10 protein-coding genes are annotated in these 14211 nt (G+C 40.9%); all 10 read left to right on the top strand.

Going from position 1 to position 14211, the window contains the following annotated elements:
- Positions 1–4 precede the first annotated feature (4 nt).
- Positions 5–1876: a PA3715 family protein gene (locus PBT90_RS05815; RefSeq protein ID WP_270131987.1), complete on the top strand. Its 1872-nt coding sequence runs from the start codon at positions 5–7 to the stop codon at positions 1874–1876.
- The gene (locus PBT90_RS05810) at positions 1873–2598 is read left to right on the top strand and encodes a hypothetical protein (protein WP_270131985.1); all 726 of its coding nucleotides are present in this window, start codon (positions 1873–1875) and stop codon (positions 2596–2598) included. The genes PBT90_RS05815 and PBT90_RS05810 overlap by 4 nt, the downstream gene beginning before the upstream one ends.
- Before the next feature lie 19 nt (positions 2599–2617).
- Entirely contained in the window at positions 2618–3184 is a 567-nt protein-coding gene (locus tag PBT90_RS05805) for a LemA family protein (protein WP_270131983.1), read from the top strand.
- Between the two features lie 9 nt (positions 3185–3193).
- A complete protein-coding gene (locus tag PBT90_RS05800; RefSeq protein WP_264809457.1) occupies positions 3194–3997 on the top strand; it encodes a DUF1266 domain-containing protein in 804 nt (267 codons plus the stop codon).
- The gene (locus tag PBT90_RS05795) at positions 3998–5071 is read left to right on the top strand and encodes a DUF3137 domain-containing protein (protein WP_264809456.1); all 1074 of its coding nucleotides are present in this window, start codon (positions 3998–4000) and stop codon (positions 5069–5071) included.
- Positions 5072–5360: 289 nt separating this feature from the next.
- Positions 5361–5777, top strand: a complete 417-nt coding sequence (locus PBT90_RS05790) for a hypothetical protein (protein ID WP_264809455.1) — start codon at positions 5361–5363, stop codon at positions 5775–5777.
- Positions 5778–6065: 288 nt separating this feature from the next.
- The gene (locus PBT90_RS05785) at positions 6066–7154 is read left to right on the top strand and encodes an efflux RND transporter periplasmic adaptor subunit (RefSeq protein WP_264809454.1); all 1089 of its coding nucleotides are present in this window, start codon (positions 6066–6068) and stop codon (positions 7152–7154) included.
- A 30-nt stretch (positions 7155–7184) separates the two neighbouring features.
- Positions 7185–10352, top strand: a complete 3168-nt coding sequence (locus PBT90_RS05780) for an efflux RND transporter permease subunit (RefSeq protein WP_264809453.1) — start codon at positions 7185–7187, stop codon at positions 10350–10352.
- A complete protein-coding gene (locus PBT90_RS05775; RefSeq protein ID WP_264809452.1) occupies positions 10345–11781 on the top strand; it encodes a TolC family protein in 1437 nt (478 codons plus the stop codon). The genes PBT90_RS05780 and PBT90_RS05775 overlap by 8 nt, the downstream gene beginning before the upstream one ends.
- A 387-nt stretch (positions 11782–12168) precedes the next feature.
- Positions 12169–14049 carry a 7TM diverse intracellular signaling domain-containing protein gene (locus PBT90_RS05770; protein ID WP_264809451.1) on the top strand — a complete coding sequence of 627 codons (1881 nt, stop codon included), beginning with the start codon at positions 12169–12171 and terminating at the stop codon, positions 14047–14049.
- Positions 14050–14211: the final 162 nt, after the last annotated feature.

Raw genomic sequence — 14211 nt, 5'->3', positions numbered from 1 at the left:
CCCTATGAAAATATCCTACTTCGCCTTGTTTTTAATCATCTTTTCCTGCGGTTCCGGCACCCAAAAGGACAAAAGCACTACGGGAGCCGTAGAACTAATTGACGGAGCCAAAGAGACTATTTCCACAGGTGTAGCAACCGGTTTTCTTGAAACGATTAATTCCTCCAAAACCAAAAAGCTACCTCAACTAGAGCGAACCAACTTTGACAGTTTCACCGATGAAACCGAGTATGCCCAGATAGATGTCAAGTCTTTGAAATTAGGCCAGGTTTATCCTGAAAGAAATTTTGAAGACCCCAATTTCAGGGCCATCGACATGTACACCCTCCCGATTCGGGATGATTTTCATTCAGTGGTAGTCACAGTATTAAAAAGTGAGCATGAAATGGAAAGCATTCTCATCAACTACACTACTGATGGGGATATCATTGACCATGAACTGGTATCCTATGATGAAATCGCCGAAAGCATGTCACAAGTAGTCTCCCGGATCAGTGAAAACAGGCTTACGGTCAACAGAATATTTTGGGGCAATACCAAAGAAGTCGAGCAAATCGAATATGAAATCCGATGGGATGGCACCATCGAGGAAGTAAATACCCTAAGCCTAAACAAATTCTTTACAGATTTTAATCTGATCGATGATGTTTTAACCGGACTTGAATTGGATTGGGTACAGACAAAAACCAGCATGATCAAGACAATGGTCTATCCAGAAAATCCGAATGAAACATTTCTGGTCATCCCTGAAATTGTCGATGAAGGGGAACAGTATTTTGAATTGAACAGTCACATCATAATAACCGATAACCGCACAGGAAAAATAACCCATGATTTCTTTGAAAGTCATCAAACCAACCAATGGGTCTCCGATGCCATTGAATTGCGGAACATCACCATCGACACCGCGCAGTATCCTCTTTCTGAGTTGACGAAGGCTTATGGAATACAGGTCGAGTATTTAGGGATGTCCAGGGTAAACCCCTATTCTAACCAAACGTGGTCCCTGTTCATAAAATCAGGAGATAAACTTAAAAAAATCCTTTCCAACTACTCCATCAAAGATTTCGGAGGAGAATGGGATGGTGATTGTGAAGGGGAATTTCTCAGCGAGGAAAAAATAGTGTTTCAGGGCTCAAACAAAACCATGGGCTACTTTGACTTTTTGGTCAACAAAAAAATCACAGAATCGAAGGATTACAAAAATGAGGATGAGGAGTGCCAATCGGAAAATTCCTATCATATCAAAAACTCAATTCTGAAGTTTGATGGTACAAAGTATAATGAAGTAAAGGATGGACTTGAAGCAAAATCTTATGCACAAATCCATCCCAGGAAGCTGACAAACTTCCAAATCGAACAATTCGAGGTAGAACAGGCCTATGAATTAAATGGGCAAAAAATCATAACAGGCAATTACAAACCTGAAAATGGAAGCCACTATACCTCAAGTACTGAATCCCAATTTGATTGGGGCGATAGGTTACTTATGCTGGACTCGGAAAATGACGTAGTCTTTCAGTCACTTGGCTTTGGGGATTTGTATCTCTTTGAGCCCCATTTTTATCAAGCCAAAGCCTCAAATAAAATCATTATCATTTGCCAAAAAGCCTTTGAATATCCTTTCGGTGGGGAAGTTTTTATCCTTGAAGAAAGCAGCATAAAACACATAGGAACCCTAGCTATAGAAGGGAATGAGGAAGGAAAATACCTGACTGAGAGGATAGATATCCAGGAGATCGACAATAGCCTTGTTTTCTCCCTAAAATCTGACCAATTGACTTTGAAACCCGGTGAGGAATCCAGTACCCAGGTCAGCAATGCCATCTACGTTTATCAAGGCGATCAATTGATTTTAAAGACAAATACCCCATGACTTATCTAAAGACGCACATTTTAGGGATGTTTCTCCTGGCCCATGGACTCTATGCACAAATCGATTCCAACTATCCCGAATTGGCTGCAAAAGGGGTAAGTATAGAAGAAATAATTCCAATGGGTTGGCAACTATTATCCGAAACCAGAGGAGATCTAAACGGGGATGGACTTGCTGATGTAGTCTTTGCAATTCAAAGCCCAATACAAGAAACAATTGAGTACCATGACGGCTATGAGAGTGACACCGTGCACACTAACCCCAGAGTATTAGGAATATACTTTGGAAAAAAGAATGGAAAACTTAATAAAATATTGCAATCCAATTCCTTCATCATCAATCGGAGCACCCCTGCAATGGATGAACCTTTTAAAGGAATGCAGATTCTCCCAAGCGGTCAGCTTCAGATCAATTTTTACATATGGTCATGTAGGGAATGTACATCATGGTCCTCTCATGAATATCGATTTAAATACCAAAACAAAGCATTCGAATTGGTCAGCTATAGGGAGAGTACTACCCAAAGAATATCCGAGGATGAAACATCCTATCAGGTCGATTTTCAAAAGGGTACTGTGACCATCTTCAGCTCTGAAAGCGACGAGGAAACCAACGAACAAACATCTGACAAGCAAATCATAAAATTTGAATTGCCGCAATTACAATCCATCAAATCATTAAAAGAGCCCTTTCAATGGCTATTTCAGAATCTACACATTTGACCATTAAACTAATTAAGATATGAATACAAGCACTTTAGTTTTATTAGTCCTAGCAGCCTTGATGGCAATAATTGTTGTGATCATCAACAACAAAATCATTGTCAAAAAAAATCAGGTTGCCCAAGCCTATGGAAGTATTGAGATCTATCTGAAAAAGAGATTTGATCTTCTTCCCAACTTGGCCGCCATGGTCAAAAAATACATGGAACATGAGAAAGAGATTCTGTTGAAAGTGACCGAACTCAGATCCCAGGTAGAACAGGCAACTGACGAAAAAGAGAAAATTGAAGCATCAAACCAAATGACAAAGGTTCTAGGCGGACTGAATATCGCGATTGAAAATTATCCGGAGCTTAAAGCTGACAAGCAATTTCTTCATCTTCAATATGAGGTCAGTGAAATGGAGGATCAAATCTCTGCAGCTAGACGAGCCTATAATGCCGCGGTCACTCGATACAACAATCAAATTCAGCTATTTCCCTCCAACCTGATCGCAGGCATCAGAAAGGATGAAAAAGAGCTGCTTTTGGAAATCCCAAAATCAGATCAAAAAGAAGTAAATCTCAATCAACTTTTAAATTCATAAACTATGCAAATGTTCGACAATTTGCCTTGGTACGGATATGTTATCCTTGCTTTGGCCATCGCCTCCTATGCTTACAAGTATTTTAATATCGGAAAAAAGGAATACGACAAACCTGATTTAGAAAAGGCAAAATTCAAAAAATCTTCAGCCGCGAATCTTGGTATGGACCGGCTATTCTCATTAGCCCTTTTTACCCCGATTTCCGAATGGTGGGGAGCAAATACCAATACGTTGACTTTCAGGGACGCAAAAACGATCCAACCTTACTTGGAGGGCTGGGATATTGATTCCCCAAGCGGATACTGGGATTTGACGGAGTATTTCATGAAAGATGGCAGACGCTGGTATTTTGACTATATCTTTCAAATGATTCAATCAGAGCCGAAGGAAAACTGGGATGAGTTGATGGATCAAAAATTCGGAACCAATGAGCGGGCGCAGAAATATCTTGATGGATTGAGCTCCGGTGAAGTCCTAAATGATTTAAAACAAAAAGGCATTTTTACCTTCGATTCTGACATGGAGCTAAGTCTGGCAGGATATGATGCTGCGATGTTGGTGGGACAGGCCAGAATAGCTTTCACAGGAAATATCATCTCTGAAGAAGAGGCCTGGAAAGTCATCAATTTTGCCACCCAATTGGCATTGGACAAGTTTAGTTCTTGGGAAGATTTCGGAAAGAGCTTTTCCTTAGGTTTTGCCTTGGACATGAAAGGGAACTATGACAACTATTATCAGGAGGTTTGTCACATCTACAAGCAGACATTGAATGATAAAGTCAGTCCCTGGAACACCATTAACTGGCCTAACTAAATGGATCAGCACCTACTCCTGGAAACATTTAGCGAAGTCCAAGCTTCATTGGAAGACATTCAGTTTAAGCGAAAGAGGACGCATTTTTATCAGAAAATCACTTGGGGAATCACAGGGATTTATCTATTGGGAATGATACTCATTTTATCTTCACCTTATTTACAAAATGTAGATCTACCATTTGGAAACTTCCTAGCCAAAGCTCAGCCCTCGGCCAGTAATCCGTATGCTCAGGTCTTGCCCTTAGCTGGATTGATGGTATTGATCTATTTCTCGACTTCCTTTTTCATCCGGGCATTTCAGAAATTCAAAACCCAAGAAATGAAAACCATGGCCGGCATGGTTCAGAAACTATTCCCGAATTTGGAATTTACACAAGGAGCCAGCCCTCCTAAAAAGGAAATCCTGAGCAGTAAACTTTTTGCTTGGCTCAAAAGCGAGGATCCTGTATATAATTTCGGTCAACTGCGAAGCAGATCAAGGGAGGTGGAATTCAACCTTGCCGACATCGGAATCATTGAGAATGACCTGTCCAACAAAGCAACTGATACGGTAATGCAGATTCCGCTTCTGAATCTGGCAGTAGTAATGTATCGTTATGTATTCAAAAATCTGGTTTCAAACAAGCTTCAAGAAAATCTCCCCTATTCATTTCGTGGGATGTTCTGTTGGCTTAAATTCCAAAAAAAGCTCGATGGACATACGGTGGTATTATCAAGAAATCAAGGGATCAAATTAGATCGCTGGTCCAGTTTCAAATTCAGAGAGGAGCAGGAAATCTACCTCGAAGACCCCAGGTTTACGGAAAACTTTATTGTTTATGGGACAGATCAGGTTGAGGCAAGGTATGTATTATCCACTTCATTGATGGAGAGGATATTGGAGTTAAAAGAAAAATATGACAACTCCATCTATCTGTCATTTCAAAATAAGCAACTTTATCTGGCTGTGAAGAATGAAAATGGGCTGTTTTCATTTCCTTCAGGCAATCTCAAAAACATTGAGGTGCTGGAAGAATTGACAAAGGAGATAGAGACTGCATTGGGAGTCAAAAATGACTTGAAACTGTCCTAAAAGACAACGCTCATCTTAAACATTTATACACCTAAACAACTTGCGCAAAGGCTCCAAATCTTCCTCAAAATGGTTCGGGTTCCGTATTGCCCGCTCCAAAAATTTTATGCCTGAGCCCTAAAAGACCTTGTCTTATAGTTTTTTTTTGGTTTTATAATCTTTCCTAAACTTGCTACTCGTCACCAAAATCAGGAAATTCGAAAAGGCTTAAAAAGACAAGTTTTTCATTGAGAATAATAAACCAAATGTACTTGACTATCATTAAACCGTTATATAAGTTTGTGACCAAATGGCAAAGTATCTAGTTAGATTCTTATTATCGTTAAGTATTCTCATATCAAGTGGGTATAGTGCAATCTATGCCAGTGTTGATACTGATAATGCTATCGATGGCTACGAAGGCTCTTTTGAGACAGTTGTAGGAATCAACAATACTCAGCAACATCCTCTCTCTTTTTCCGCTTCCAAGGAGCACGGTACTAGCATTTTTACCGTCAACAATTCTAAAGTCGAAGAAGAAGAAAAAGAAGATGAGTTTGTCACAAATCATGATTTTTTAGATAGCGCGCACTTTAGCGCAATTTTCTTAACCCGGATTTTCGGTTTTCTTTTCCAAGACTTTTCACACGACTTGCATTTCAGCAAGTTTATCCCAAATACAGGTGAACTTCGTAAACATGTAGTCATCCAGGTATTTAGAATATAATACTACTTTTTTGAGGCAGAAAAACACTTTTGCCTAGAACTCCCCTTTTCTTATTTAAGCCCCAGAAGCATTAGCTGAAGAGCTCTTGATGCTCAACGGGTTCCGTGTATTTCCCTATACACCACTACCCAAAATCACCCGGAAAAAGATATCGTTTTTATTAAATCATCCTTTGAAACCGAGCATGCCTCAATGATCCTACACTAGTATGATTTTGAGCCATGCGAGATTCTCCCGAAGAAAAATCGGGCCAGGCTTTATGGCCTTTAAAAGACAAATTAAATTCATATGAAAAATCAAATTCTCATGCTCTTGAGCCTGTGCGGTACCTTGTGGATCACAAGCTGTAACTCACATGGAGAAGAGCATCAGGAAGAGGAAGCCACCTTTCAGGTTACCAGTCCTCTCACCATGGATACATTGATCACCAAAGATTACGTATCCCAAATACATTCTATACAACATATCGAGCTACGCGCTCAGGAAAGAGGCTACCTTCAAAAGATCTATGTAGATGAAGGTCAATTTGTAAAAAAAGGCCAGATCATGTTCAAGATCATGCCTAAGCTGTATGAAGCCGAACAACAAAGTGCTGCTGCAGAAGTAGATTTTGCAGAGATCGAATATCAAAACACCAAAACGCTCGCAGATAGAAATATTGTTGCGCCAAATGAGCTGGCTATGGCAAAGGCTAAATTGGCCAAGGCAAAAGCAGAGCTTGCTCTTGCTGAAGTTCACTTACAATTCACTGAGATCCGAGCACCATTTGATGGCATCATTGGGCGGTTCTTAGTAAGGGAAGGTAGCCTTTTAGATGAAGGCGAATTACTATCTGAGTTTTCGGACAACAGCAAAATGTGGGTTTACTACAATGTGCCTGAAGCAGAATACCTAGAATATAAAGCTGAAGTAAAAAGTGATGATGATGTCATTGTGAACCTACTACTGGCAAACAACAAATACTTCAAATATCCTGGTGTAGTGGAAACTATTGAAGCAGACTTCAATAATGAAACTGGCAACATCGCATTCAGAGCAACATTTCCTAATCCAGATGGTCTGTTAAGACATGGGGAAACCGGTAATGTTGAAATGAGCATTCCATTGAAGGATGCCTTATTGATTCCTCAGAAAACAACCTTCGAAGTTTTGGAGAAAAAGTATGTCTACGTAGTGGATGAAGAAAATAAAATCCGCTCCAGAGAAGTAACAATTGCAGCCGAAATACCTCATATCTATGTGATTTCGGCAGGTTTGGAAAAGGGTGACAAAATCCTTCTGGAAGGTTTGCGTCTGGTAAGAGAAAATGAGGAGATACACTATGATTTCGTAGATCCGCACACAGCATTGTCTCAGTTAGACTTATATGCAGAGTAGTCAAATCTCTCATAAAAACCAGAAACCACAATGTTTAGCACATTCATAAAAAGACCAGTCCTTGCGATTGTGATTTCGATCATTATCGTATTTATAGGCTCGTTGTCCATCAAGCAACTTCCTATATCTCAGTTCCCTCCTATTGCCCCTACTACGGTAAGTATTTTCATAGCCTATCCAGGATCAAGTGCAGATGTACTTGTGAAATCCACCTTGATTACGTTGGAAAACGCAATCAACGGTGTGCAGGATATGAGATACATGGCAACGGATGCTACCTCTGCCGGTGAAGCTACAATCAACATCATCTTCGAACCGGGCACGGATCCCAATCAGGCTGTAATACGTGTGAAAACTAGGGTAGATCAGGTAATGCCTCTTCTACCTGAACTTGTTCAGCGGGAAGGTGTGGTAATCACCCCTATCCAGCCTAGTATGTTGATGTATGTCAACCTGTATTCCAAGAGCGAAAACATGGATGAAAAATTCTTGTACAACTACGCTAACGTGAATATGATCCCTGAAATCAACAGGATCAAAGGGGTAGCAAGATCTCAAATATTAGGTAGCCGTACTTACGCGATGCGTGTATGGCTGAATCCTGATCGTATGCGAGCTTACAATGTCTCCGTAGATGAGGTAATGGAAGCCATGCAAGAGCAGAGTATCGTAGGCCGCCCGGGCAGAATCGGACAAAGCTCCGGTATTGAAGCACAATCGCTGGAATATGTATTGACCTACAAAGGCCGATTCAGTAAGCCTGAAGAGTATGATAACATCATCATCAGAGCTAATTCCGATGGTGAAAGTATTCACTTAAAGGATATAGCCAGAACTGAATTAGGTAGTGAATTCTTTGACATATACTCCAATCTGGATGGTCATCCGTCAGCTGCGATTGTATTGAAGCAAAACTATGGCAGTAATGCCAGTGAGGTAATTGAAGAAGTAAAAGCGCAACTGGAAACGATGAAAGAATCTTTTCCTCCGGGAATGGATTACAGCATCAGTTATGACGTATCCCGATTCTTGGATGCCTCTACTGAGCAGGTAATTCATACGTTGCGGGATGCATTTATCCTAGTGGCTCTGGTTGTATTTGTCTTCTTGGGTGACTGGCGATCGACATTGATTCCGATCATTGCGGTACCTGTCTCGCTTATCGGAGCCTTCTTCGTGCTCCAGCTATTTGGACTCTCGATCAACATCATTACCCTTTTTGCCTTAGTACTTGCTATTGGTATTGTGGTCGATGATGCGATTGTAGTGGTAGAGGCTGTACACGCCAAGATGGAGGAAATGCCTCATTTGTCTCCTTATCAAGCTGTAAAAAGAGTACTTGGTGAAATCTCAGGTGCGATCATCGCCATCACCGCGGTAATGGTTTCGGTATTCTTGCCTATCTCCTTTATGAGTGGACCTGTAGGTACTTTCTACCGGCAGTTCTCCATTACTATGGCTAGTTCAATTGTGATTTCTGCGATCATTGCCTTGACGCTGACACCTGTTCTTTGCGCCATGCTGTTGAAAAATCACCATGGAAAAGAGAAGAAGAGAAATATCCTAACCAAAGCTTTAGATGGCTTCAACAGTGGTTTCGATAAGTTGACTGGTAAATATGTACAGTTGCTTAGATCCATGGTAAGCCGCAGATGGCTCACATTTGGCATTCTGCTTCTCTTTGGAGCTGGTATTGTTTTCGAAAATGAGATCCTACCTGCAGGCTTTATCCCAAGTGAGGATCAGGGAACCATCTATGCGATTATCCAAACACCTCCTGGATCTACTCTTGAGCGTACCAATCAGGTTTCTCAGAAGTTGCAGAAAATATGTGAGGAAATCGATGGAGTGGAATCTGTTTCATCCCTTGCAGGATATGAGATAATGACAGAAGGTCGTGGTTCCAATGCTGGTACCTGTTTGATCAACTTGAAGCCTTGGGGAGATCGTAAGCATACGGTGAAGGAGATCATGGAAGAATTGGAAGAAGAATCAAAAGGCCTTGGTGCCGTCGTGGAATTCTTCGAACCACCTGCTATTCCTGGTTTCGGTTCATCCGGTGGTTTCTCCTTACGACTACTGGACAAGACTACTACAACTGATTATCAGGACTTTGACAAGATCAATCAGAAATTCATGGATGATCTAAGTGCACGTCCAGAAATTACCGGCTTGTTCACCTTCTTTGCTGCCAACTATCCTCAATATGAATTAGAAATAGATAATGATAAGGCGATGCAAAAAGGAGTTTCTATCGGAGATGCCATGGAAAACCTGAACATTCTTATCGGTAGCACCTACGAGCAGGGCTTCATACGATTTGGTAGGTTCTTCAAAGTATATGTGCAATCAGATCCTGCCTTTAGAAGGCTTCCTTCAGATGTTTTAAATCTTTTTGTGAAGAATGAAGCTGGTGAAATGGTTCCTTACTCAGCTTTCATGACCATGAAGAAAACTCAGGGGCCGAATGAGGTGACTCGATTCAACATGTACAATTCAGCTTCTATCCGAGGCCTTCCGGCCAAAGGATATACTACTGCTGATGCAATCCAGGCGATTAGAGAAGTCTCTGCGCAAACCTTACCTAAGGGATATGACATTGCTTGGGAAGGTTTATCCTACGATGAATCCAATAGAGGAAATGAAGCTCTTTACGTGTTCTTGATCGTATTGGTGTTCGTTTACTTTGTGCTGGCAGCTCAATATGAAAGCTTTATCATTCCGCTAGCTGTAGTGTTCTCACTCCCTGCCGGGGTATTTGGATCCTTCTTCTTGCTGAAGATGATGGGGCTTGATAATGATATTTATGCTCAGATTGGTCTGATCATGTTGGTCGGTCTCTTAGGCAAAAACGCCGTGTTGATTGTGGAGTTTGCCGTACAGAAAAGACAGGAAGGATTAAGCATATTGGAAGCAGCCATTGAAGGCGCAAAAGTTCGTTTCCGGCCTATTCTGATGACTTCATTTGCCTTTATCGCCGGTTTGATTCCATTGATAGTTGCTTCAGGTGCAGGTGCAATTGGTAACCATACTATAGGAGCATCAGCGCTTGGCGGTATGCTATTCGGGACCATTTTCGGGGTAATCATAGTACCTGGCTTGTACTTCATATTTGGAAATTTGGCAGATGGGCGACACCTGATCAAAAATGAAGATGAATCTCCCCTTTCTGAACAAAAACAACACTCACATGCTTAAGAGAATCATATATATATGCCTGGGGATAGCATCTTTAACACTAGCTGTGTCTGGTTGCAAAACTCCGGAGCTAATACATAAAGACGTAAATAACGCAACACCTGAGAGCTATAATGGCTCCCGGGATACTACAAATACTGCTGCTGAGGTCACTTGGCAAGATTATTTCACTGATCCAAATCTCAAAGCCCTGATCGATACTGCTTTGAGCAACAATCAGGAATTGAATATAACTTTGCAGGAAATTCAGATCGCACAAAACGAAATAAGAGTTCGTAAAGGTGAAATCTTGCCCTCAGTGAATATAGGCGCAGCGGCAGGCGTGGACAAGGTGGGTAGGTACACCAGTCAAGGTGCAAACGATGCCAATACGGACATCAAGCCTGGCAAAGAAATGCCTGATCCTTTGCAAGATTATATGGTGGGAGCATTTGCTACCTGGGAAATCGATATTTGGCACAAACTGAGAAATGCTAAAAAATCAGCATTGAGCAGCTATTTGGCAAGTGTGGAAGGCAAAAACTTCATGGTAACCAATCTGATTTCGGAGATTGCCAACTCATATTATGAGTTACTAGCATTGGACAATGAACTGGCTATCGTTAAGCAAAACATTGAAATTCAAAACAATGCCTTGGAGATCGTAAAGTATCAGAAAGATGCCGCTAGAGTGACGGAATTGGCTGTTCGTAGATTTCAAGCACAAGTTCTGAACACCAAAAGCCTTCAATACGGCATTGAGCAGGAAATCATAGAAGCCGAAAATAGAATTAACTTCCTAGTAGGCAGATTCCCTCAGAAAGTAGAACGAAATTCTGCAGTTTTTGCTGACTTGATTCCTGACACTATCCATGAAGGAATACCTTCTCAGCTTTTGGCAAACCGACCTGACATCAGACAAGCTGAACTTGAATTGGTAGCATCTAAGATTGACATCCAAGTAGCTAAGGCTGACTTCTACCCTTCGCTGGAGATCAGCGCCGGAATTGGATTCAACGCCTTTAATCCAAACTATTTGTTCAATACTCCACAGTCTTTGATTTATTCACTGGCTGGCGAACTAGTGGCTCCCCTTATCAATAGAAATGCGATTAAGGCAAGGTATCTAACTGCTAACGCTAAGCAGATTCAGGCTATCTACAATTATGAGCAGACAATATTGAACGCTTATGTAGAAGTCGCAAACCAGCTTTCTAACATCAAAAACTTGGAGCAAACCTACAACTTGAAGTCTCAGGAGGTAGATGCGCTCAATGAGTCAGTAGCTATTTCCAATGAGCTATTCAATTCGGCAAGAGCTGATTACATGGAAGTTTTATTGACCCAACGAGAAGCACTTGAATCCAAGTTCGAACTGATAGAAACCAAAATGAAACAAATGAGCGCCACTGTGAATATTTACCAAGCACTTGGTGGCGGGTGGAAATAAAAATGGTTGATTAAAGGTTGAACGTCTATCCGTTTAATTGTGTGGATAGCAATCCCGAAAGTCCCTCTGAACGTTCGGAGGGACTTTTTTAATCTCCTAAAATCCTGACTAGTTCTTCATTCACGTAATACACTTCCTACTAAATTATGTAGCCATTAAACCTACCGATGTAATTCAATTGCTTGTATGCAGCTAGAGTCAGACACCTGAATTTTTGAACTGGATTGAAAAACAAACAGCGTAGTATTCTAGATCGTGAGCATGAATTTAATAGTATAAATGAAAATGTGAATTAAAAAACTAGTTTTCTACTAAATAGAAAGTTTTGGAGAACGGAAACAGGGTGGCCTTGGTTTTGATCCTAATTAGGTATAAACCCAGATTCTGATGGTCAAGTTTTATAGTAGGATTTTTGTTTTAGCGCTGCTAATAATCCAAGTTCTTACCATAGAAGGCAAATGCCAAAATTCATCATACACCTTTCAGATAAACGACCAACTGGACGAGCGGATCTATGCCATAGATCGACTGACTTTCTATGAAGATGCAAGCAATGAACTTGAGTTGGACGATATTCTTTCCAGTTCAATATCAGGAAAACTGAAGATCAATTCCGACTTTACCAAGCATCAGTTCTCTACCGAAAACACCTATTGGGTCAAAGTAGCAATTCAGAAAACTCCCACCAGCAATAAACAATGGCTTCTGGAATTTTATGATCAGACCATTGATCAAATCACGGCCTACATACCCACAGAGGGTGGTTTCAGAGAATTAAAACTTGGAGATCAAGCTCCATTTAGCGATCGGGTTTTCTCTCATAAAAACTTCCAAATCCCTGTGGCAAACCAAACTGCAGGAACTGACACCTACTATTTCAAGATCAAATCCTCTCAAAAAGCTGACGTAAGAATTGCCTTTCGCTCTTATAATCGCTTCATCTATTATGCCCTAAATGAGTATTTTCTCTATGGGATTTTTTATGGGATGATCTTGATTATTTCCCTTTACAACGGTCTGATTTATCTAGCTATCAAGGAAGTCAAGTACCTATATTATGTCTTTTACTTATTGAGTGTAGGGATTTTTGCAGCCTGCGTAGATGGAATTGCTTTTCAATATTTATGGCCTAATCACCCTGGCTGGAACCAGCCCGCGTCTGGTCTTTTCAGCTATTTGATCGTAATGTTTGCGTTGCTTTTCTCCACTCACTTCCTCAATTTGAAGAGGAGATTCCCCAGCATGCATCGCAGTTTTCAGGTCATTCTGCTAGTGAAGACAATTCTTTTCGCTGCGGGCATAGCCTTTTTTCCCAAGTTGTTGGAAATCCAGATTTATGACATAGTACCTTTTTTTCTGATCCTGTTTTCCAGTGTATTTGTTTGGATAAAGGGCTACAGTGTGGCGCGGCTTTTTGTGGTGGCTTACGCCATTTTGTTCCTTGGTGTGGCGCTGAAAATCCTAGTTCATACTGCCATCATCCCCCACAGTACCGTCTTATATTACAGTTTACATATTGCATTCCTGATAGAAATGCTCCTGCTGACTTTGGCACTAGGAGATCGGGTTAAAATCCTCAAAGAAAACCGGGATCGTGCATTGCTTCGCTCTCTTCGACAGGCAGAAGCAAATGCTAAACTAAAGGACAAAGTCAATCAGGAGTTGGAAATGCGTGTAAAGGAACGTACCCAGGAGCTTGATAAAAAGAACCAATTACTGCTAGAATACAACCAGCAGATCCTTGAAAAAGACGAGGAAATCAAGCGCATGAATGCTTTGCTGGATAAGGATATCTGGAAACTCAAATCCCAAATCAAGGAAAATCTACAGGCAAGAATTACGAATAAACGAATGAGTTACGCAGATTTCCAAAAGATCTTCCCTGACTCTAGCTCTTGCCTAAGATATCTGGAGCAGGTAAAATGGGAAAATGGCTTTAGCTGCAAAGCCTGTGAGCATAAAAAATCCTCCAAGAGCTCCAAGATTTTTCACCGTAGGTGCTCACGCTGCGGTCATATAGAATCAGCTACTGCCGGGACTATTTTCCATGGAATAAGGCTTCCTATCGAGAAAGCTTTTTATCTATCCTACACAGTGATTTCTGAGCATGATAAACTCACTTTGGATGAGCTATCTAAGTTGTTGGATTTGCGGATAAATGCCATCAGTAGTTTTCGTGTGAAGGTGAAATTACAACTGGAAATGAAAGGAATCAATCACCCAGAATGGGAAGACATTGTATTGGAAAGATCACACGAACTCAACTGATTTCCATCTAAATCCACAGAAGTTCTATTCCTGATAACAAAGCGTGAATGAAATTTCAAAAAAGGCTCAATTGAATCAGATAAGCCGTTTTTCAATGAAATTAAAGCAGGAATAACCAATCAGAAACTGTTAGTTTTTCTACTATTTTTCAATCGATTTCGA

This window comes from Algoriphagus sp. TR-M9, from assembly GCF_027594545.1.
In the GTDB taxonomy this organism is placed as follows: Bacteria; Bacteroidota; Bacteroidia; order Cytophagales; family Cyclobacteriaceae; genus Algoriphagus; species Algoriphagus halophytocola.
Note: the sequence above shows the minus strand (reverse complement) of the source record. Positions and strands in the feature narration are given on the sequence as shown.

Bases quoted from the DNA above. Each gene is read 5' to 3' on its own strand.
- PBT90_RS05815 (WP_270131987.1), top strand. From the start codon at position 5: ATGAAAATATCCTACTTCGCCTTGTTTTTAATCATCTTTTCCTGCGGT.
- PBT90_RS05810 (WP_270131985.1), top strand. From the start codon at position 1,873: ATGACTTATCTAAAGACGCACATTTTAGGGATGTTTCTCCTGGCCCAT.
- PBT90_RS05805 (WP_270131983.1), top strand. From the start codon at position 2,618: ATGAATACAAGCACTTTAGTTTTATTAGTCCTAGCAGCCTTGATGGCA.
- PBT90_RS05800 (WP_264809457.1), top strand. From the start codon at position 3,194: ATGTTCGACAATTTGCCTTGGTACGGATATGTTATCCTTGCTTTGGCC.
- PBT90_RS05795 (WP_264809456.1), top strand. From the start codon at position 3,998: ATGGATCAGCACCTACTCCTGGAAACATTTAGCGAAGTCCAAGCTTCA.
- PBT90_RS05790 (WP_264809455.1), top strand. From the start codon at position 5,361: ATGGCAAAGTATCTAGTTAGATTCTTATTATCGTTAAGTATTCTCATA.
- PBT90_RS05785 (WP_264809454.1), top strand. From the start codon at position 6,066: ATGAAAAATCAAATTCTCATGCTCTTGAGCCTGTGCGGTACCTTGTGG.
- PBT90_RS05780 (WP_264809453.1), top strand. From the start codon at position 7,185: ATGTTTAGCACATTCATAAAAAGACCAGTCCTTGCGATTGTGATTTCG.
- PBT90_RS05775 (WP_264809452.1), top strand. From the start codon at position 10,345: ATGCTTAAGAGAATCATATATATATGCCTGGGGATAGCATCTTTAACA.
- PBT90_RS05770 (WP_264809451.1), top strand. From the start codon at position 12,169: ATGGTCAAGTTTTATAGTAGGATTTTTGTTTTAGCGCTGCTAATAATC.